This is a genomic window from Microbispora sp. NPDC004025 (genome assembly GCF_053604425.1).
Genome location: NZ_JBSGHN010000001.1, coordinates 622,678 through 640,853, shown reverse-complemented (window position 1 = coordinate 640,853; position 18,176 = coordinate 622,678). Strand labels below are relative to the sequence as shown.

Sequence of the window (18,176 nt, the reverse complement as noted above, 5' to 3'; positions counted from 1 at the left end):
GGCGAACCGTCCTCGGCGAGGCCGCGGACGGGTCACGCCACGGCCCCGGGCGCGTCCCGACACGGCCCGCGGGCGCCGTGAGCCGCGACCGGCGCCGGCTCCGCGACGGGCGGTCATGACCCGGCCGCCCCGCCTCGTGACCCAACCGAGAGGCGGCCGGCACGCCCGGGGCTCTCGGTGCCCTTACGCTTACCGTGCGATGGTGACTTTTCGTGCTCTTGGGCCGTTCGAGGCGATTGCCGGTGGCGAGACGCTCGACCTCGGCGGGCAGCGGCAGCAGGCCGTGCTCGCCCGGTTGCTCGTGGCCGGAGGGCGCGCCGTACCGGTGAGCGTGCTGATCGACGAGCTGTGGCCGGGCGGCCCGCCCGCGCAGGCGCTGTCCACGATCCAGGGATACGTCTCCCGTCTGCGGCGGGCCCTCGAACCCCACCGCGCGCCGCGCGAGGAGGCCGGCGTCCTGGTGTCCGCCCCGCCCGGTTACGCGCTGCGGGCGAAGGTCGAGGACGTGGACTCCTGGCGCTTCGAGCACCTGGTCAAGAGCGACCACGACGGCCCGGCCGCGACGCTGGAGCGGATGGAGACGGCCCTCTCCCTGTGGCGCGGGCCGGCGCTGGCCGGGTTCCAGGAGCTCACGTGGGCGCAGACCGAGGCCACGCGGCTGGACGAGCTTCGCCTGCTCGCCGTGGAGCGCCGCGCGGACGCCGCGCTGCGGCTGGGCCGCACCGGCCCGATGATCCCCGACCTGGAGGCGCACGCCTCGGCGTACCCGTTGCGGGAGGAGGCCTGGCGGCTTCTCGCGCTCGCGCTCTACCGCGCGGGACGGCAGGGCGACGCGCTCGGCGCGCTGCGGCGGGCCAGGGAGGCGCTGCGCGACGAGCTCGGGCTCGACCTCGGCCCCACCCTGCAGCGGCTGGAGCAGGACATCCTCGTCCAGGCCGGACATCTGGACGCCCCGGCCGCCGGCGGGCAGGTCGTGGAGGTCTCCGCGCCCGCGCCGTCCGGCCCGGCCGCGTCCGAGGGGGCGTCCGCCGGCCCGGCGGCCCTGCGCGTGGTCATCGCCGACGACCAGGCGCTGGTGCGCACGGGTCTCAAGGTCATCCTCGACAGCGAGCCGGGGCTCGACCTCGTCGGGGAGGCGGAGAACGGCGAGCAGGCGATCTCGCTCGTCCAGGCCGCACGGCCCGACGTGGTGCTCATGGACATCCAGATGCCGCGGCTGGACGGACTGGCGGCGGCCCGGCGGATCCTCACGGCGGAGGAGCCGCCGAAGGTGATCATGATGACCACGTTCGGCACCGACGAGAACCTCTACGCGGCCCTGCGGGCCGGCGTGAGCGGCTTCGTGCTGAAGACCTCCGCCCCCGAGCAGCTCATCGCGGCGGTCCGGGCCGCCGTCGCGGGCGACGCGCTGCTCGACCCGGCGGTCACCACGCACCTCATCGCGGCCTTCGCCGGGCGGCGCGACCCGGCGGCCCCGGAGGGCCTGTCCGACTCCGACATCGACCTGATCAAGCTCGTCGCCCGGGGCTTCACCAACCGGCAGATCGCGATGACGCTGGCCGTGCCGGAACAGGAGGTCGCCGACGAGGTCACGGCGCTGCTGCGCGGCCTAGGCCTGGTCGACCGCGCCCAGCTCGTGGTCCTGGCGTACGAAAGAGGGCTGGTCAGCCCAGGGTCGCCGGGCGCCTGAGCCTTATCGTCGCTTTGACGACAAATAATCGGACACCTTAGGGTGGGACCGTGGCTCAACTGCGCATCGCTCTCGCCCAGACCAATCCGGTCGTCGGTGACATCGCCGGCAACGCCGACATGCTCGTCGAGTGGACCCGCAGGGCCGCCGCCCGTGGCGCGCACCTCGTGGTCTTCCCCGAGATGTTCCTGACCGGCTACCCCGCCGAGGACCTGGTGCTACGGTCCTCGTTCGTGGAGGCGTCGATCACGGCGCTGTCGAAGGCGGCCGCGCGCCTGGCCGGCGAGGGCCTCGGGGACATCCCCGTCGTGGTGGGCTATCTCGACCGCGCCGACCTCGCCCCGCGCGTCGGCCAGCCCAAGGGCGCACCGCTCGACGCGGTCGCCCTGCTTCACGAGGGCCGGGTGGTGACGAAGTCGGCCAAGCACCACCTGCCGAACTACGGAGTGTTCGACGAGTACCGCTACTTCGTGCGCGGCGACCGCCTGCCGATCTTCCGCCTGCACGGCGTGGACGTCGCCGTGGCCGTGTGCGAGGACCTGTGGCAGGACGGCGGTCCCGTCTCCGTGGTCGCCGAGGCCGGCGCCGGGCTGCTCGTCGTCCCCAACGGCTCGCCGTACGAGACGAACAAGGACGACGTGCGGCTGGAGCTGTGCGCGCGGCGGGCCCGCGAGGCGGGCTGCGCGCTCGCGTACGTGAACATGGTCGGCGGCCAGGACGAGCTGGTCTTCGACGGCGACTCTCTCGTCGTGGACGCCTCCGGGGAACTGGTCGCCCGCGCGCCGCAGTTCGAGGAGGACCTGTTCGTCACCGATCTGGAGCTCCCGGAGGGCACGGGCGAGCTCGGCGAGTCCCGCCACGACGCGCACGACGGCACGGTCATCACGGTCGAGCGGGTGCTGCTGTCGGCCGCGCCCGTCGAGCCGTACGAGCCGGAGGCGCCGGTCGTCGCCGAGCGGCTGGACGACCTGGCGGAGATCTACCAGGCGCTCGTGCTCGGCGTGCGCGACTACGTGCGCAAGAACGGCTTCCGGTCGGTCATCCTCGGCCTGTCCGGCGGCATCGACTCCGCCCTCGTCGCCACGATCGCCGCCGACGCCGTCGGGCCCGAGCGGGTCCATGTGGTGCTCATGCCCTCGCGCTACTCCTCGGACCACTCCATCACCGACGCGGAGGAGCTGGTGCGCCGCCAGGGGGTCGACGCGCAGGTAGTCCCGATCGCCGACATCGTCTCGGCGTTCGAGAAGGAGATCGAGCTGCACGGCCTGGCGGCCGAGAACCTGCAGGCCCGCGTGCGCGGCATGCTGCTGATGAGCCTGTCGAACGAGCACGGCCACCTGGTGCTGACCACCGGCAACAAGAGCGAGCTGGCGACCGGCTACTCCACGTTGTACGGCGACTCGGCGGGCGGGTTCGCCCCCATCAAGGACGTCCTGAAGAGCGTGGTCTGGAAGCTCGCGGAGTGGCGCAACGCCCAGCCCGGGCAGCCCCCGATCCCGGAGAACTCCATCACCAAGGAGCCGAGCGCGGAGCTGCGGCCCGACCAGCGCGACACCGACTCCCTCCCGCAGTACGACGTGCTCGACCGGCTGCTGCGCGACTACGTCGAGCGGGACATGGGCCGGGACGAGCTGGTCGCCGCCGGCCACGACCCCGAGCTGGTCACGAAGATCATCCGGCTGGTGGACCTCGCCGAGTACAAGCGCCGCCAGTACCCGCCGGGCCCCAAGATCACCCCGAAGAACTTCGGCCGCGACCGCCGCCTGCCCATCACGACCCGCTGGCGCGAGCGGCTCTAGGGAGTGCCCGCGACGCCGGGCCCGGGCCGCGAACGCCGTGACCGGTGCCGGGCAGGCGTCCGGCACCGGTCACGGTGTCACGTCAGGGCGTCGTCGGCGGATGCCCGCCGACGGGTGAGGCGCCCGGTCAGGGCTCGGGGGTGGAGGGGCGGGGGCGGAAGCCCTTGAGCGCCTCGTCGACGATCCGCTCGGGCAGGTCCGCCTGGGGGTCGCCGGAGTGGGACCACTTCGTGGACCAGATCATGGCCCCGCTGAGCAGCGCCAGCGCCATGTCGACGTCGAGGTCCGCGCGCAGTTCACCGGTCTCCATGCCACGGCGCAGGACGGCCGCCACGACCGCCCGGCGCGGCTCCACGGCCAGCTCGCGGAACCGCTCCGCCAGCCGGGGATGCCGCTCGGAGTCGCTCATGGCGATGTTCATGATGCAGCGGGTGCGATGGTGGCGGGACTCCTCCTGGATCACCCGGAGGTAGGTCACCAGGTCGTCTCGCACGGTTCCGCCCTGCGGCAGCGGGATCGGCGGCTTGAGCGTCGCCAGGGCGTCCACCACCAGGTCCTCCTTGTTGGACCACCGGCGGTAGATCGTGGTCTTCCCGACACCGGCGCGGCCGGCGATCGACTCGATGGACAGCTCCGAAACCCCAATGCCCTCACCGAGCAGTTCGAGAGTGGCCTCGATGATCGACCGATCCGCCTTCTCGCTGCGCGGGCGGCCCGCCGGGCGGGCCACCCCTTCAGCCGTCTGCTGCGTCTTCATGGCGAGTTCACACTACCGCCGTCTCCTTTTCGGTCTCAGCTGTGGGGACCACGGCGTCGACCGAAGCCTTGCCCGGCATCCAGCGGGCCACCACGAGGGTGCCGATGAGGGCGACGAAGGCCGATCCGAGGGCCGCCCAGTGGACGCCGGTGACGAACGCGGCGTTCGCGGCGTCGAGCAGGCTCGCACCCCGCGCGCCCAGGTTGCCCGCGACGCCGGCCGCTCCGGAGATGGACTCGGTCACGACGTGGCGGAGCTGCTCCGGCAGGGCGGTGACCTTGTCCTCCATGTCGCTGCGGTAGCTGGCGGACAGGACCGCGCCGAGGATGGCGATGCCCAGCGTGCCGCCGACCTGCCGGACGACGTTGCTCATCGAGGAGCCCACACCGGCCTTCTCCCGCGGCAGCGCGTTCATGATGGCCGTGGTCGCCGGGGGCATGATGTTGGCCATCGCCGCACCCTGGACGAAGCCGAGGACCAGCAGGATCCAGATCGGCGTGTCCACCTCCACCAGGGCGTACGCCGCGAGGGCCAGCGTGATGACGAGCATCGCGACCGTGCCGACGGCCCGCGCGCCGTACTTCTGCACCATTCGCGCGCTCTGCGGCGCGAAGATCAGCTGCGCGGCCGCGAACGGCAGCACGAGCGCCCCCGACTGCAGCGGCGAGTAGCCCCGGACGATCTGCCAGTAGAAGGCCAGGAAGAACATCACGCCCATGGCCGCGAAGAACACGAGGCCGACGGCGGCGATCGCGGTGGAGAAGCCGGCGTTGCGGAAGTTGCGCACGTCGAAGGCGGGGTGGTCGATCCTGCTCTCGTACCAGACGAACGCGGCGAGGATCGCCAGGCCCAGCAGCGTCGGCACGATGACCGAGACGTCGGCGACGGTGCCGAGGTCGCTGATGCGGACGATGCCGTAGACGAGGCTGATCAGGCCGAGGATGGACAGCAGCACGCCGACCGGGTCGAGGCCTGCCTTGTTCGGGTCCTTGGAGTCGGGCACGATCGTGGCGATCAGCGCGAGGCCGACGAGCACGATGGGCACGTTTACGAGGAAGACCGAACCCCACCAGAAGTGCTCGAGCAGCACACCCCCCGTGATCGGGCCGATCGCCACGGCGATGCCGACGCCGCCGGCCCAGATGCCGATCGCCTTGCCCCGCTCGTGGATCGGGAAGACGTTCGAGATGATCGCCAGCGTCGCCGGCATGATGGCGGCGCCGCCGAGGCCCATCAGCGCCCTCGCCGCGATGAGCTGCATCGGGTCCTGGGCGTAGGCGCTGGCGAGGGAGGCCAGCCCGAACAGGACCATGCCGGTCATGAGCATCCGCTTACGCCCGTAGCGGTCACCCAGCACCCCGAAGGTGAACAGCAGGCCGGCGAACACCAGCGTGTAGGAGTTCATCGCCCATTCGAGCTCGCTCTGCGTCGCGCCCAGGCCGTGAACGGGATCGGCGATCGTCTTGATCGCCACGTTGAGGATGGTGTTGTCGAGGACGACTGCCAGCAGGCTGAACACCATCACGCCGAGGACCTGCCATCGGCGTGGGTGACCGTTGTGTGCTTCCACAAATCCCCCATGATTTCGATACGATCGAGTTTCGCAACGCAAGCGTAGCGCTAGCCATTCCGATACGCAACGGGTTCGTTTCATAATCCTGGTGGTGCCGCCGTGCCCGCTGGTCCATCGGGGAGCAGACGGCTCCGGCCGGACTCGCGCGCTCGGGCCACAGACAACCGCACAAGGTCACGCACCCGGTCAACGGCACCGCGGGGACACCGCGGCGCGGCGCGCACCCCCTGTACATCCGTGCGGGGACCGGTTCTATTCCCGGTTCGAGGCGCGCCCCATCTCGCCGCCTGCGGCGCCCATGGGTGACCCCGGCGGGTGAGGACCCGTTCTACTCCCCGGCAGGAGCGGGGGCAGGCCGCGCGGGCGCGGCGGGCACGGGCGTCGCGGGCACGGGCGTCGCGGGCACGGGCGTCGCGGGCACGGGCGTCGCGGGCACGGGCGTCGCGGGCACGGGTGCGGGGGCGGCCGCTTCCGGCTCGGCGGTGGCCGGAGCCTGCCGCCATACGAGCCCGGCGAGCAGGGCCAAGGCGAGGCCGACCGCCCCGGCCACGGCGAAGGCCCAGGCGGGGCCGTGGGCGTCGAGGAGCCCGCCGGCGAGGGGCCCGGCCAGGGCTCCCCCGATCGTCAGCGACGTGCCGTGCAGGCCCATCGCCTCGCCCCGCGCCGCCGCCGGGACGCGCCGGTTGACGGCGTCCACGGTGGACGACAGCGCCGGGGCGCACAGCAGCCCGGCCGGCACCAGCGCCAGGCAGAGCCAGCCCCAGCCCCCGCCGACCAGGCCCACGGGCGCGGTCAGCACGCACAGACCGCCCGCGAGCACCACGGGCGACAGCCCCCGGGACAGCCCGCCGTACACGAATCCGCCGACGAGCGAGAACGCGCACCACAGCGCGATGACCAGGCCCGTCCAGGCGGTCGCGCCGCCGGCCTTGAGCATCGCCACGACGCTCAGCTCGGTCGTGGTGAGCACGAAGGTCAGCCCGGACACCAGGCAGAGCAAGGCGAGCAGGCCGGGCCGCAGCCACTGCCGCCGGGGGACGGCGATCGTGTGGCCCGCGTCCTCCTCGGCCGACCGCGTGGGCGGGTTGAGCAGGTACAGCGCCACTCCCGAGCCCACCAGACCGGCGGCCACGCCGTACATCGTCGCGGTGCTGCCGAACGCGGTCACGCTCGCGACGGCGAGGGCGGGCCCGACCATGTACGACAACTCCACGCCCATCGAGTCGAGGGCGAAGCCGGTCTGGTGGTTCTCCACGGGCACCATCGCGGCCACGCACTGCCGGATGGCCCCGAACACGGGCTGACTGAACAGCCCTCCGATCAGCGCGCCCGGCAGCAGCACGGCGTACGGCATCGCGGGCGCGGCGCACCACACGCACAGCTGCACGACGGTCGTCACGGCCATCACCGGGCGCAGCCCACGGCGGTCGACGAAGCGGCCGACGAGCGGTGAGCCGACCGCGGCGCCCGCCATGGAGGCGGTGCCGACCAGGCCCGCCTGGAGGAAACCCAGATGCTGGCTGTTCACCACGTGCAGGGTCAGCGTCATTCCGGTGCCGGTCAGGGGGATTCTCGCGATCATGCCGACCAGCAGCAACGCCCGCACGCCCGGCAGGGCGAGCACCCGCCGGTAACGATCAAAAGCCATTGTGGTTCCTTACCTCCGCACGGCATTGTGCCGGGTGCCTCCGACATCTCCGTCGCCGGGTCGCCCCATTTGCCCCATTTGCCGCAGGAGTCGCATGCGCGGATTACCCCGCCCACTCGGGGTGTTCCAAGCCATGTCGACATGCAATGATCTGACTGTCCGGGGACGCCACAGGGGCGCCACGAGGCCTGGAGGTAGCCATGTCCTCTGTTTCCGTTGTGTCCGCACCCGCCCTCTACGGCGGCGCCGCGGGGCGCAGGGTCACCGTCCGCGACATCGCGGCCGCCAAGGAGCGCCACGAGAAGTGGCCGATGGTGACGGCGTACGACGCCATGACCGCCAAGGTGTTCGACGAGGCGGGCATCCCCGTGATGCTCGTGGGCGACTCGGCCGCCATGGTCGTCTACGGCTACGACTCGACGCTGCCCGTCACGGTCGACGACCTCATCCCGCTCACCGCCGCGGTCGTACGCGGCTCGTCGCGGGCGATGGTCGTGGCCGACCTGCCGTTCGGCTCCTACCAGGCCTCACCCCAGCAGGCGCTGGAGACCGCGGCCCGCTTCATGAAGGAGGCCGGCGCGCATGCCATCAAGCTGGAGGGCGGCCACCGGGTCCTCCCGCAGGTGGAGCTGCTCGTCTCGGCCGGAATCCCGGTCATGGCCCACCTCGGCCTGACCCCGCAGTCGGTCAACGCCTTCGGCGGCTACCGGGTGCAGGGCCGCGGCCAGGCGGGTGACGAGCTCATGGCCGACGCCAAGGCGCTGGAGCACGCGGGCGCCTTCGCCGTCGTGCTGGAGTGCGTCCCCGCCGACCTCGCCCAGCGGGTCACCACGTCGCTGAGCATTCCCACGATCGGGATCGGGGCCGGGCCCGACACCGACGCGCAGGTCCTCGTCTGGCAGGACCTGATGGGCCTGACCCCGCAGCCCGCGAAGTTCGTGAAGAAGTACTTCGACCTGGCCGGGGAGATGGACCGGGCGATCCGCGCGTACGCCGACGAGGTCGTCTCCGGCGCCTTCCCCAGGCCCGAGCACAGCTACCGCTGACGCCCCGCCGGGCGGCCGCGGCACCCGCCGTGGCCGCCCTTCGCGCGAGGGCGCCTCAGATCGCGTCGAGCGCCTGGGCGAAGTCGGCCCACAGGTCCTCGGCGTGCTCGATGCCCACCGCCACCCGGACCGTCCCCTCGCCGATGCCCGCGGCGGCCAGGCCCGCGGCGCTCACCGTACGGTGCGACGTCGTGGCCGGGTGGAGGATCAGCGTCTCCACACCGCCGAGAGAGGGCGCGAGCAGCGCGAGCCGGACGTTGCGCATGAACGCCTCGCCCGCCGTGCGCCCTCCCGCCAGATCGAAGGAGAACACGCCGCCGAAGTCGGGCAGGAGTTTGGCGGCCAGCTCGTGCGACGGGTGGGAGGCCAGGCCCGGCCAGTGGACGGCGGCCACGGCCGGGTGCCCGGCGAGCCGCGTCGCGAGCACGCGGGCGTTGGCGCAGTGGCGCTCCATCCGCAGCGGCAGGGTCTGCATCCCCCGCAGGGTCAGCCAGGCGGCGAACGGGTCGGCCGTCGCGCCGAGCTCCACCGCGTACGACCACACCGTGCGGTGCAGGTCCTCCGAGGCGAACACGGCGATCCCGCCGACGACGTCGGTGTGCCCGGACAGATACTTGGTCACCGAATGCACCACGATGTCCGCGCCGTGCTCGATCGGGCGGCACAGGACCGGCGAGGCGAAGGTGTTGTCGACCATGGTGAGGATCCCGGCCTCGCGCGCCGCCGCGCACATCCCCGGCAGGTCGGCCACCTGCGTCATCGGATTGGCGATGGTCTCCAGATACAGCAGCTTCGTCGTGGGCCGCACGGCTGCCCGTACGGCGGCCGGGTCGTCCTGCGGCACGTGGGTGACCTCGACGCCGAAGCGCTCCGCGAGGCTGTTCAGCGCCTGCGCGGTGGCGCCGTACAGCGCCGACTGGGCGATCACGTGGTCGCCCGACTTCAGCAGGCCGAGGAGCACGGCGTTGATCGCGCCCATGCCCGAGCCGGTGGCCACGGCGGCCACGCCGCCCTCCAGCCCGGCGACCGCCTCCTCCATGGCGCGGACGGTGGGATTGGAGAGCCGGCCGTACACGTACGCCCCGTCGGGCCGCCCCATGCCGTCGGCGAAGACGGCCGGGTCGTCGAAGACGAACCCCGAGGTCTGGTAGATCGGCATGGCGATCGGCCTGCTGCCCTCCGGCGTGGGCCGGGGCAGGTGGACGACGCGCGTTTCCGGATGCAGGGAGTCCATGCCGTCCAGAATGACCCAGAAAAGCCGCTCTTGTCAGATTGGCCGGCCAGCCATCGGTTACGCGTCGAGCGGAGGAGGGTTCCGTCTCCGCCGCGCCCGGTGAGGATGAGGAGGTGGATGTCAGCTTCCTCCTCGTGCACAGTCCCTCCGTCGGCCCCTCGACCTGGACCCCGGTCGCCGAGGCCCTCCGGGCGCGCGGGCACACCGCCGTGGTGCCCCCGCTGACCGACGTGACGGCGGGCCCGCCGCCGTACTGGCCGAGGGTGGTGAGCGAGGTGGCGGCGAGCGCGCCGCACGGGCCGCTCGCCGTCGTCGCGCACAGCAACGCGGGGCTGTTCGTGCCGCTGATCGCGCAGGCCCTCGCCGGACAGGTCGCCGCGTGCCTGTTCGTCGACGCCGCCCTGCCGCCGCGCAGGGGCGTCTGCCGCGCCGCGGAGCCGGAGCACCTCGCCTTCCTGCGCGGCCTCGCCGACGACGCGGGCGTCCTGCCCCGCTGGACCGACTGGTGGCCCGAGGACGACGTCGCCGCGCTCCTGCCCGACCCGGTGGTCCGGCAGGTGGTCGTGGCCGAGCAGGCCCGGCTGCCCCTCGCGTACTACTCGGAGGAGATCCCGGTGCCGGCCCGATGGGACCACCTCAGGAGCGGCTACCTGTGGTTCGCGGACGCGTACGCCGCCCTCGCCCACGAGGCCGGGGAGCGTGGCTGGCCGGTCGCCCGCATCCCCGGCGAGCACCTGCACCAGCTCGTCGCCCCCGAGGCGGTGGCCGACTGGCTCGTCGCCACCGCCGTGTGAGGCTCAGACGTCGGTGACCCGGATGCCCGCGTGGGCCTTGTAGCGGCGGTTGATCGAGATCAGGTTCGCCGTGAACGCCTCGACCTGTTGGGCGTTGCGCAGGCGGCCCGCGTAGACGCCGCGGGCGCCGGGGATGCGGCCGGCGAGCGCGCGTACGACGTCGGTGGCCTCGCGGTCGTCGCCGAGCACGAGCACGTCGAGGTCGATCTCCGCCACCGAGGGGTTGAGCAGCAGCACCGCCGACACGTGGTGGAAGGCCGCGACGACCCGGCTGCCGGTCAGCACCGCCGCCGCCTGCTGGGCCGCGCTCCCCTCCTCCACCGGCAGCGCGTACGCCCCCCGCTTGTCGAAGCCGAGCGGGTTGACGCAGTCCACCACGATCTTGCCGGTGAGCGGCTCGCGCAGGGACTCCAGCAGGGCCTTGTGCCCCTCCCAGGGCACCGCGACGATCACGATGTCCGCCTCGGCCGCCACGTCGGCGTTGGTGGCCCCGCGTACGCCGATCTCACGCGCCGCCTCCTCGGCGCGCTCGGCGCTGCGCGAGCCGATCAGCACGGTGTGCCCGGCCAGCGAGAACCGGCGGGCCAGTCCCTTGCCCTGGTCGCCGGTCCCGCCGAGGATGCCGATGGTCAGCGCGGAGACGTCGGGGAGATCTACGGTGGTGTGCTCAGCCATGGCTCAGATCATGCCAGCAGACCGCGCCCGGGAGCGGCCCGGGACCCGATCCGCGGCGACACGATCCGCGGGACCTGAGAGGCCACGGGCGGCCCCGCCGGGCGGCTCGGTGCCTCACACGTCCCGGCGGCGATACACGGACACCGCGACGGCGGTCAGGACGGCGGTCCAGGCCGTGAGGAGCACCGCGCCGTGCACCGGTGTCACCGCGCCCCCGTCGCCGGCCGGTGGGAGCCACATGGCGAATCCGGCGCTGTCCGGAAGGTATCTCCCCGCGAAGACGTGGTCGCGCAGGATCGGTCCGGCGATGAAGAGATACCCCAGCAGGACGACGGCCGCCGCGAGCGTCCGGCGCACGAGGGCGCCGACGGCCGCGCTGATCAGCGTCGTCAGCGCGAGGTACACGGCCGCCCCGCTCAGCGCCCCCGCGGCACGGCCCGCGGTCACGGGCGCGGCCGTGTCGCCGAGCACGACGGCCGCGAGGACCACCCCGGACGCGGCCGTGATCACCCCGGCGGGCAGCACGACGATCGCCAACGCGATGTGCTTGGCGGTGAGCTGGAGGGCCCGGCGGGGCATCGCGGTCAGCGTGGTGCGAATCTGCCCGCCGGTGTACTCGGAACAGGCGGCGAGGACGCCGAGGACGACGAAGCCGGCCTGCGTGTAGCCGATCGGAGCCAGTCCGAGGTCGGGGACGCTCGGGGTGCCGGCCGAGCCCCGGAGGCCGGCGACCGTGTACGCGATCGCGAGGACCGGGTTCGCCGCGAGAGCGCCGCCGAGCGTGAGCCAGGTCGCCGGAAGCGACACGAGCTTCGACACCTCCGCCGCGAGCGCCTGGACCGCTTCCCGGCCGCGGGTGCGCGTCGCCGTCCCGGGAACGGTCACGCGTCCCTCCGCGCGAACGAGATCGCGGCGATCACGAGCAGCGCCGTCACCCAGGCGGTCATCACCAGGCCTCCGGTCAGCGGACCGATCTCTGCGGTGCTGCCGGCGAGGTCCCGGATGAACATGCGGATCCCGGCCATGTCGGGCAGGTAGTTCGCCAGCGGCGTGATCTTCGTCAGCAGGTAGGTGACGGAGACGACCGAGGTGTTCGCGACGAGCACCGTGAGCGGAACGACCCCGTGGCGGGTGAGCACGGTGATCCCGGCGGCGAGGAGCGCGGTGTACGTCCAGTAGCAGACCACGCCGGCCAGCCGCGGAACGTCGTCCGCTCCCCATGCCGGAGCGTGCTCGCCGAGCACCACGCGGACGACGCCCATGGTGCTCCCCGCCGCGATGATCGCGAGCATGGCGGCGCCGATCGCGATCGCGGACATTTTCGCGACGAGGAATCGGAGGCGGGAGGGGACGGCGGTCAGGCTGGTGGTGATCTGACGCCCGTCTCCGGACTCCGCGCTCTCGGTGACGTACTCGCTGCCGACCCCGGCGACGCCGAGAACGATCACCCCGACCACCCCGAAGGCCAGCTCCTGGTAGCCGGTGTCGATCGCGGCGACCACCGCGACGCCCCGGTCGATCGCGCCGCGGGCCGAGGAGGCGGTGATCGCGGCGACCACGCCCGGCACGAGCACCCCGGCCGCCGTCGCGATCCACACCGCCGGCAGGGAGGCGAGCTTCGAGGCCTCCGCCGCGAGCGCCTTCACGGCGCACCACCGGTGGTGATGGCGAAGAACGCGTCCTCGAGGGTGCGGTGGGAGCCGGTGACCTCGCCGAGGGTGCCGTCCGCCACGACCCTGCCCTCGTTGATGATCACGACGTCGTCCACCGTCTCCGCGAGCTCCCCCATCAGGTGGCTGGACAGCAGCACGGTCCGGCCGGACGCGGCGCGTTCACGCAGGAAGGTCCTGATCCACCGGATGCCGTCCGGATCCAGCCCGTTCACCGGCTCGTCCAGGACCAGGATCTCCGGATCGCCGAGCAGCGCCGTCGCCAGCCCGAGCCGGCGCCCCATGCCCAGGGAGTAGCCGCCGACCCGCTTCGACGCGGCGTTCGTCAGGCCCACGACCTCGAGCACCTCGTCGACACGGGCACGCGGCAGTCCCGCCGAGCGGGCCACCCAGCGCAGGTGCGCCCGGCCCGTCCGCGCCCGGTGCGCCCCGGAGCCGTCCAGCACGGCCCCGACCACGGACAGCGGGTCACGAAGCTTCGCGAACGGAACGGAATCGATGAGCGCCGTGCCGGATGTCGCCCGGTCCAGGCCTAGCAGAATGCGCAATGTGGAGCTCTTGCCCGCGCCGTTCGGGCCGAGGAACCCCGTCACCCTTCCGGGGCGGGCCCGGAAGCTGATGCCGCTGAGGATCTGCCGGGAACCGCGCCGCTTGACGAGGCGGTCGATCGTAATCATGTCCACAGGTGTACGCGGAGCGTCATCTCCGGTCATCGGGCCGGAGACCGGACTCGTTCTCGCGGCTCGGCCCTGGACCTCTCGGACCCTGGTCCGATGTGCCGGTCGAGGAGAGTCCTTAGATTTGGACCATGGGGGCCGACCAAGCACTTCCGAGACGCGGACGGCGAGTCTGGCCACTGGCCGTCGCCGTTCACTTCGTGCTGTTGCTCGCTCTTCTCACTGTCAGCCGCGGAGGTCTCGCCGCGGTCGTCCTCCCCGTCGTCATCGCCGCGCTGGCGCTGGCGGTCACCGTGCGGGCGGTGTCGAGCGCGCGCCGGCAGCGGATCGCGTACGAAGCGCGGCTCACCGCGTGGGCCGGCGAATGCGCGGCGCAGGCGGAACGACTCCGGATCGCGCGCGAGCTGCACGACATCGTCTCCCACGGTCTCGGCCTGATTACCGTCAGGGCGAGCGCGGCGTGTTATCCCGGCGTGGCCGACGACCCCTCCGCGGCCCTGTCGGACATCGAGCGCATCGGGCGGCAGACCACGACGGAGCTACGCCGCATGCTCAACGTGCTCCGTGACTCGACCGCTGTGGCCGCACCCCTGCGGCCCGCGGACTCCCTCCAGGACCTGCCGGCCATCATCGAGGATGCCCGGAGGGCGGGCCCGGCCGTCACTCTCAGGCTCGGCGGGATCGACGACATCAGCCCCGGGGCGCAACTCGCGGTCTGTTCCGTCGTGCGCGAAGCCCTCACGAACACCGCCCGGCACGCCGGGCCGACCAGCGCGACCGTGTCCGTCCGTCGCGACGGCGACTGGATCGTCACGAGCGTCCTGGACGAAGGCCCGGTGGACGGATGGACCCCGCACGCGGGAGCCGGGCACGGAATCGAGGGGCTGCGGGAACGCGTCACCGCGATCGGCGGGACCTTCGAAGCCCGGCACGCCGGGAACGGCTTCCGCGTCACCGCCCGCATTCCCGAGGCCCGGCTGTCATGAATGACCGCGGAACTCCGATTCGCGTCGTCATCGCCGACGACCAGCCCCTGCTGCGCCACAGCCTCGCCGCCGTCATCGACGCCAACCACGACATGGCGGTGGTCGGCGAGGCGGGCACCGGCGAGGAGGTCGTCAGGCTGAGTGCCGAACTGCGTCCCGACGTGGTGCTCATGGACATCCGGATGCCGGGTACCGATGGGATCGCGGCAACCCGCCGCGTCATGGCCGGCGCGGGTTCCGGATCCGTGAAGGTCATCGTGCTCACGATGTTCGAGCTCGACGAGTATGTCCGCGCCGCTCTCGACGCCGGCGCCGGCGGCTTCCTCCTCAAGGACGCCCACCCCGACACGCTCCTCGACGCGATCCGCCGGACTCACCGGGGTGAATCGCTGTTCGCCCCGCAGGTCCTCGCACGCATGATCGAGGCCTACGTCGCCCAGCCACCACGCGCGCGGCACGCGCGCCTGGACGCTCTCACCGAACGGGAGACCGAGGTTCTCACCCTGGTCGCTCGCGGGCTCTCCAACGGCGAGATCGCCGCGCGACTCACGATCTCGATCAAGACCGTCAAGACCCACATCGGCAACCTGCTGAGCAAACTCCAGGCACGGGATCGCGCGCACCTCGTCATCGCGGCCTACGAGGGCGACCTCGTCCGCTCGACCCGCTGAAGCGCGCGTACGACCGGCTGCCGGCCGGCGGTCCCGCGTCCGCGGGGACCGCCGGCGGCGGCTCTGCCAGACGCTCAGCAGCTGGGGATGGCGGGGAGACCGGCGACGCGGGTGGCGAGCCAGGCGACCGCCAGCGGGCCGCCCTCGACCGCGCCGAGCACGTGGCTGCCGGCCGGCAGCCCGGTCCACAGGACGTTCACGCCCCGCGCGCAGTACTCCTTGCGCAGGGTCCGGCCCACCTCGTACGGGATGATCTCGTCACCCTTGGCGTGGTAGAGGAACAGCGGCACCCGCGGCGCGGACGCGCCGAGGCGGTTCTCGGCGAGGCGGGCCCGCCAGTCCGGCAGGTTCATGACGTCGGCGGTGGTGAAGTCCGCCAGGCGCCGCCCGTCGAACCTGGCGCGCAGGTCGCTCACGCAGTCGTCGCGTGCGTCCCCGAACAGGGCCGCGCCCTCGGGGGTCAGGTAGCTCTCGAGGTTCAGCTCCGGATAGGCGGCGTCCAGCCCGATGCCGGCCGCCGCGGCGAGCCCGAAGTCGCCCGTGCCGTCCAGGTGGTCGGCCACCGCCCGCAGGTCGGCGGGGACTCCGCCCGCCGCGACGCCCTTGAGCCGCAGTTCGGGTGCGTACGACGGCTGCAGCTGGGCGGCCCAGGCCGCCGACGCCCCGCCCTGCGAGTAGCCCATGACCACGACGGGGGCGGTGGCGGACAGGTTCGCGTCCGGCACCCGCGCCGCCGCCCTGATGGAGTCGAGCACGGCGTGTCCCTGGGACAGCCCCGCCATGTACGTGTGGTCGCCCGGCGTGCCGAGACCCTCGTAGTCGGTCATCGCGACGGCCCAGCCCTTGAGCAGCATCAGGCTCACGATGGCGAGTTCGGCCTCGGTGCCGTTCGCCATGGCGGCCGACGGCGCGCACCGGTCGCCCATGCCGTGCGTCCCCACGGCGTATCCGGCGATGGGCCGCTTGCCGAGCGGATACGGGGCGTCGGGGACGAGCAGGGTGCCCGAGACGACGTTCGGCTCCCCGGTGGCGGACGTGGAGCGGTAGCGGAGATGCCATGCCTTGACCGGCACCTCCAGCAGTTTGCCGGGCAGGAGATAGACGGTCGTGCGGCCGGCTTCGACGACGTCCCCGGCGGAGGTCGCGCGTGCGGTGCCGGTGAGTGCGGGCAGCAGGAGGAGAGCCCCGATCATGGACAGGGTGGCACGAACGCGAAGGTTCATAGAGCCGCCTTCCGGCTGTTGGATCAGATTCCAAAATCGGCGCCGTGGGCTGATCGTTACCTGGCGGTAACGGTGTGTCAAGGACCCAATTGGCGGGACTTCACGCGCTTGTGTCAGGCACCATGGCGGTCATGGACGCCGCATCGGTGAACCTGCTGCGCGAAGTGCTCGCCTCCACCGGATGGGTCGAACGCACCCGGGAGCTCGGCCTGGCCCTGCGGGCCACCCGGTCGGCCGGGGGGCTCCTCGTCGTCGGCACCCCCGAGGACGAGCCGTGGCACGTCACCGCCCATCTCGCCGACGAGGCCCGGCTGTCGGGGCTCGCCCAGCTCTCCCCCACGCTCGTCCGCTGGGCGCCGCCGCCCGGCGCGCCCGCCCACCTGCGGGTCGGGATGGAGCGGCTGCGCGGCACCGGCAGGGGCGAGACGCTCTTCGTGGTCGCCGAGCAGACGGCGCCCGTGCCCCTGCTGGAGCGGGTGGACGACGCCCGCCGCAGCGGCGCCACGATCCTCGCCGTCGACGGCGGCGACCCCGAGCTGGAGTCGCTGGCCCACGACGCGATCGCCGTACCGGCCGGGGAGTCCGTCCTGAGCTTCGACGCGGCGCAGCACCTGGTGAGCAGCGCCGCCGGGGAGGTGCGGCGGCTCGGCCTGCGGGAGCGCCTCGCCCGCCTGGCCGACCGGATCACCGGCCCCCAGGTGAGCGACTGAGGTGAGCGACTGAGGTGAGCGACTGACGCGCACGGCGTCCGGCGGCGTGTCAGGACGTGGGCGGATCGAGCGGGACACGGCTGAGCTCGCTCACCCGCCGGTCCACCGCCTCGGCCGCCTCGCGCAGCACCTCGATCACCACGGCCTGCATGGGGTCGGGCTCCCCCGACGCCGTACGGCTCACCCTGGTCAGCGCCTCGATCCTGCGGCTGCCCACGCCGCGGATGCCGGTGACGACCACCTCGCCCGGCGGCACGTCGAGCAGCGCCAGCGACGGCACGATCGCCACGCCGTGCCCCGCGGAGACCAGCCCGAGCACGGGCGGGAACTCCGCGATCAGGTGCACGCGGCGCGGGACGAACCCGTGGAGCTGGGCGAGCCGTTCGAGCGCCTGCCCGCACGCCTGGTCGGGCACGCCGGCGACCCACGGCAGGTCGACGAGGTCGGCGACGGTGGCGGGCACCCGGTCCCACGACGGCGGGGCGACGATGCGGTACTCGTCGTCGTGGAGGCGGTGCCGGGACATCGACTGCAGGGAGGCGGCGGGCCGGCTCATGTCCCGTTCCGTCACCACCAGGTCCACGCCGCCGAGGCGCAGCTCCTGCACCGCGCCCGGCCCGAACAGCTCGTGGATCACGGGGGTGATCCGCGGGTGCCGTACGGCCAGCTCACGCAGGGCGGGGACGAGCAGATGCCGGATCACGGTCGGGAACGCCGCGATCGTGACCGGCCCGGACAGCCGCTCGGCGAAACGGTTGAGCTCCTGCCTCGCCTCGGTGAGCTGCTCCTCGATGCGCTCGGCGTACGCCGCCAGCACCCGGCCGGCGGGAGTCAGCGTGACCCTGCGCTGCGACCGGTCGAACAGCGCGAGACCGACCTCCCGTTCCAGCTGGGCGAGCTGCTGGGAGACGGCGGAGGGCGTGAGGTGCAGCGCCTGGGCGGCCTTCATGACGCCGCCCCTGCGGGAGACCTCGTGCAGGATCCGCAGCCGCCGCGGGTCGATATCCATACAGCGGATCTTAT

General features: G+C 72.8%; 17 protein-coding genes. 7 read left to right on the top strand and 10 right to left on the bottom strand.

What is annotated here, in order from left to right; genetic code table 11:
- Positions 1 to 199: 199 nt before the first annotated feature.
- Together ACWEQG_RS03155 and ACWEQG_RS03150 are read left to right on the top strand one after the other, a co-directional pair.
- Positions 200 to 1,690 (top strand): BTAD domain-containing putative transcriptional regulator, encoded by a 1,491-nt coding sequence (locus ACWEQG_RS03155; RefSeq protein ID WP_452281282.1) that lies wholly within the window; start codon positions 200 to 202, stop codon positions 1,688 to 1,690.
- 50 nt (positions 1,691 to 1,740) lie between these two features.
- Complete coding sequence (locus ACWEQG_RS03150; protein WP_452281280.1) at positions 1,741 to 3,489, top strand: NAD+ synthase; 1,749 nt, start codon at positions 1,741 to 1,743, stop codon at positions 3,487 to 3,489.
- Between the two features lie 127 nt (positions 3,490 to 3,616).
- On the opposite strand, the gene ACWEQG_RS03145 is transcribed toward ACWEQG_RS03150, so the two are convergent.
- The 3 genes from ACWEQG_RS03145 to ACWEQG_RS03135 form a co-directional block, all read right to left on the bottom strand.
- The gene (locus tag ACWEQG_RS03145; protein WP_452281278.1) at positions 3,617 to 4,246 is read right to left on the bottom strand and encodes a TetR/AcrR family transcriptional regulator; all 630 of its coding nucleotides are present in this window, start codon (positions 4,244 to 4,246) and stop codon (positions 3,617 to 3,619) included.
- Between the two features lie 7 nt (positions 4,247 to 4,253).
- Positions 4,254 to 5,816: an MFS transporter gene (locus tag ACWEQG_RS03140; protein ID WP_452281276.1), complete on the bottom strand. Its 1,563-nt coding sequence runs from the start codon at positions 5,814 to 5,816 to the stop codon at positions 4,254 to 4,256.
- 331 nt (positions 5,817 to 6,147) lie between these two features.
- Positions 6,148 to 7,467 carry an MFS transporter gene (locus ACWEQG_RS03135; RefSeq protein WP_452281274.1) on the bottom strand — a complete coding sequence of 440 codons (1,320 nt, stop codon included), beginning with the start codon at positions 7,465 to 7,467 and terminating at the stop codon, positions 6,148 to 6,150.
- Between the two features lie 200 nt (positions 7,468 to 7,667).
- Between ACWEQG_RS03135 and panB the strand changes: the two genes are divergently transcribed.
- Positions 7,668 to 8,513: a 3-methyl-2-oxobutanoate hydroxymethyltransferase gene (panB, locus tag ACWEQG_RS03130; RefSeq protein WP_363471059.1), complete on the top strand. Its 846-nt coding sequence runs from the start codon at positions 7,668 to 7,670 to the stop codon at positions 8,511 to 8,513.
- 55 nt (positions 8,514 to 8,568) lie between these two features.
- Here the strand turns inward: panB and ACWEQG_RS03125 are convergent, their stop codons facing one another.
- The gene (locus ACWEQG_RS03125) at positions 8,569 to 9,747 is read right to left on the bottom strand and encodes a trans-sulfuration enzyme family protein (RefSeq protein WP_452281272.1); all 1,179 of its coding nucleotides are present in this window, start codon (positions 9,745 to 9,747) and stop codon (positions 8,569 to 8,571) included.
- Between the two features lie 113 nt (positions 9,748 to 9,860).
- Between ACWEQG_RS03125 and ACWEQG_RS03120 the strand changes: the two genes are divergently transcribed.
- Positions 9,861 to 10,541: an alpha/beta hydrolase gene (locus tag ACWEQG_RS03120; protein ID WP_452281270.1), complete on the top strand. Its 681-nt coding sequence runs from the start codon at positions 9,861 to 9,863 to the stop codon at positions 10,539 to 10,541.
- A 3-nt stretch (positions 10,542 to 10,544) separates the two neighbouring features.
- Here ACWEQG_RS03120 and npdG read toward each other — a convergent pair whose 3' ends face one another.
- The 4 genes from npdG to ACWEQG_RS03100 form a co-directional block, all read right to left on the bottom strand.
- On the bottom strand, positions 10,545 to 11,216 hold the full coding sequence (npdG, locus tag ACWEQG_RS03115; protein ID WP_452281268.1) for an NADPH-dependent F420 reductase: 672 nt from the start codon (positions 11,214 to 11,216) through the stop codon (positions 10,545 to 10,547).
- 114 nt (positions 11,217 to 11,330) lie between these two features.
- Positions 11,331 to 12,101 (bottom strand): hypothetical protein, encoded by a 771-nt coding sequence (locus ACWEQG_RS03110; RefSeq protein WP_452281266.1) that lies wholly within the window; start codon positions 12,099 to 12,101, stop codon positions 11,331 to 11,333.
- A complete protein-coding gene (locus ACWEQG_RS03105) occupies positions 12,098 to 12,862 on the bottom strand; it encodes an ABC transporter permease (RefSeq protein ID WP_452281264.1) in 765 nt (254 codons plus the stop codon). Before ACWEQG_RS03105 ends, ACWEQG_RS03110 begins: the two co-directional genes overlap by 4 nt.
- A complete protein-coding gene (locus tag ACWEQG_RS03100; RefSeq protein ID WP_452281262.1) occupies positions 12,859 to 13,563 on the bottom strand; it encodes an ABC transporter ATP-binding protein in 705 nt (234 codons plus the stop codon). Before ACWEQG_RS03100 ends, ACWEQG_RS03105 begins: the two co-directional genes overlap by 4 nt.
- Positions 13,564 to 13,763: 200 nt before the next feature.
- Here ACWEQG_RS03100 and ACWEQG_RS03095 point away from each other — a divergent pair, with 200 nt between their 5' ends.
- Both ACWEQG_RS03095 and ACWEQG_RS03090 read left to right on the top strand, forming a co-directional pair.
- A complete protein-coding gene (locus ACWEQG_RS03095) occupies positions 13,764 to 14,549 on the top strand; it encodes a sensor histidine kinase (protein ID WP_452281260.1) in 786 nt (261 codons plus the stop codon).
- The gene (locus ACWEQG_RS03090) at positions 14,546 to 15,220 is read left to right on the top strand and encodes a response regulator (RefSeq protein ID WP_452281258.1); all 675 of its coding nucleotides are present in this window, start codon (positions 14,546 to 14,548) and stop codon (positions 15,218 to 15,220) included. The genes ACWEQG_RS03095 and ACWEQG_RS03090 overlap by 4 nt, the downstream gene beginning before the upstream one ends.
- A gap of 74 nt (positions 15,221 to 15,294) precedes the next feature.
- On the opposite strand, the gene ACWEQG_RS03085 is transcribed toward ACWEQG_RS03090, so the two are convergent.
- On the bottom strand, positions 15,295 to 16,443 hold the full coding sequence (locus tag ACWEQG_RS03085; protein ID WP_452281256.1) for a lipase family protein: 1,149 nt from the start codon (positions 16,441 to 16,443) through the stop codon (positions 15,295 to 15,297).
- A gap of 131 nt (positions 16,444 to 16,574) precedes the next feature.
- Here ACWEQG_RS03085 and ACWEQG_RS03080 point away from each other — a divergent pair, with 131 nt between their 5' ends.
- The gene (locus ACWEQG_RS03080) at positions 16,575 to 17,153 is read left to right on the top strand and encodes a hypothetical protein (protein ID WP_363471031.1); all 579 of its coding nucleotides are present in this window, start codon (positions 16,575 to 16,577) and stop codon (positions 17,151 to 17,153) included.
- Positions 17,154 to 17,202: 49 nt separating this feature from the next.
- Here the strand turns inward: ACWEQG_RS03080 and ACWEQG_RS03075 are convergent, their stop codons facing one another.
- On the bottom strand, positions 17,203 to 18,162 hold the full coding sequence (locus ACWEQG_RS03075; RefSeq protein WP_452281254.1) for a LysR family transcriptional regulator: 960 nt from the start codon (positions 18,160 to 18,162) through the stop codon (positions 17,203 to 17,205).
- Positions 18,163 to 18,176: the final 14 nt, after the last annotated feature.

Coding starts and splice junctions, on each gene's coding strand:
- ACWEQG_RS03145 (WP_452281278.1), bottom strand. CDS start 4,246: ATGAAGACGCAGCAGACGGCTGAAGGGGTGGCCCGCCCGGCGGGCCGC.
- ACWEQG_RS03090 (WP_452281258.1), top strand. CDS start 14,546: ATGAATGACCGCGGAACTCCGATTCGCGTCGTCATCGCCGACGACCAG.
- ACWEQG_RS03135 (WP_452281274.1), bottom strand. CDS start 7,467: ATGGCTTTTGATCGTTACCGGCGGGTGCTCGCCCTGCCGGGCGTGCGG.
- ACWEQG_RS03080 (WP_363471031.1), top strand. CDS start 16,575: ATGGACGCCGCATCGGTGAACCTGCTGCGCGAAGTGCTCGCCTCCACC.
- ACWEQG_RS03125 (WP_452281272.1), bottom strand. CDS start 9,747: ATGGACTCCCTGCATCCGGAAACGCGCGTCGTCCACCTGCCCCGGCCC.
- ACWEQG_RS03085 (WP_452281256.1), bottom strand. CDS start 16,443: ATGAACCTTCGCGTTCGTGCCACCCTGTCCATGATCGGGGCTCTCCTC.
- ACWEQG_RS03075 (WP_452281254.1), bottom strand. CDS start 18,162: ATGGATATCGACCCGCGGCGGCTGCGGATCCTGCACGAGGTCTCCCGC.
- panB (WP_363471059.1), top strand. CDS start 7,668: ATGTCCTCTGTTTCCGTTGTGTCCGCACCCGCCCTCTACGGCGGCGCC.
- npdG (WP_452281268.1), bottom strand. CDS start 11,216: ATGGCTGAGCACACCACCGTAGATCTCCCCGACGTCTCCGCGCTGACC.
- ACWEQG_RS03100 (WP_452281262.1), bottom strand. CDS start 13,563: ATGATTACGATCGACCGCCTCGTCAAGCGGCGCGGTTCCCGGCAGATC.
- ACWEQG_RS03155 (WP_452281282.1), top strand. CDS start 200: ATGGTGACTTTTCGTGCTCTTGGGCCGTTCGAGGCGATTGCCGGTGGC.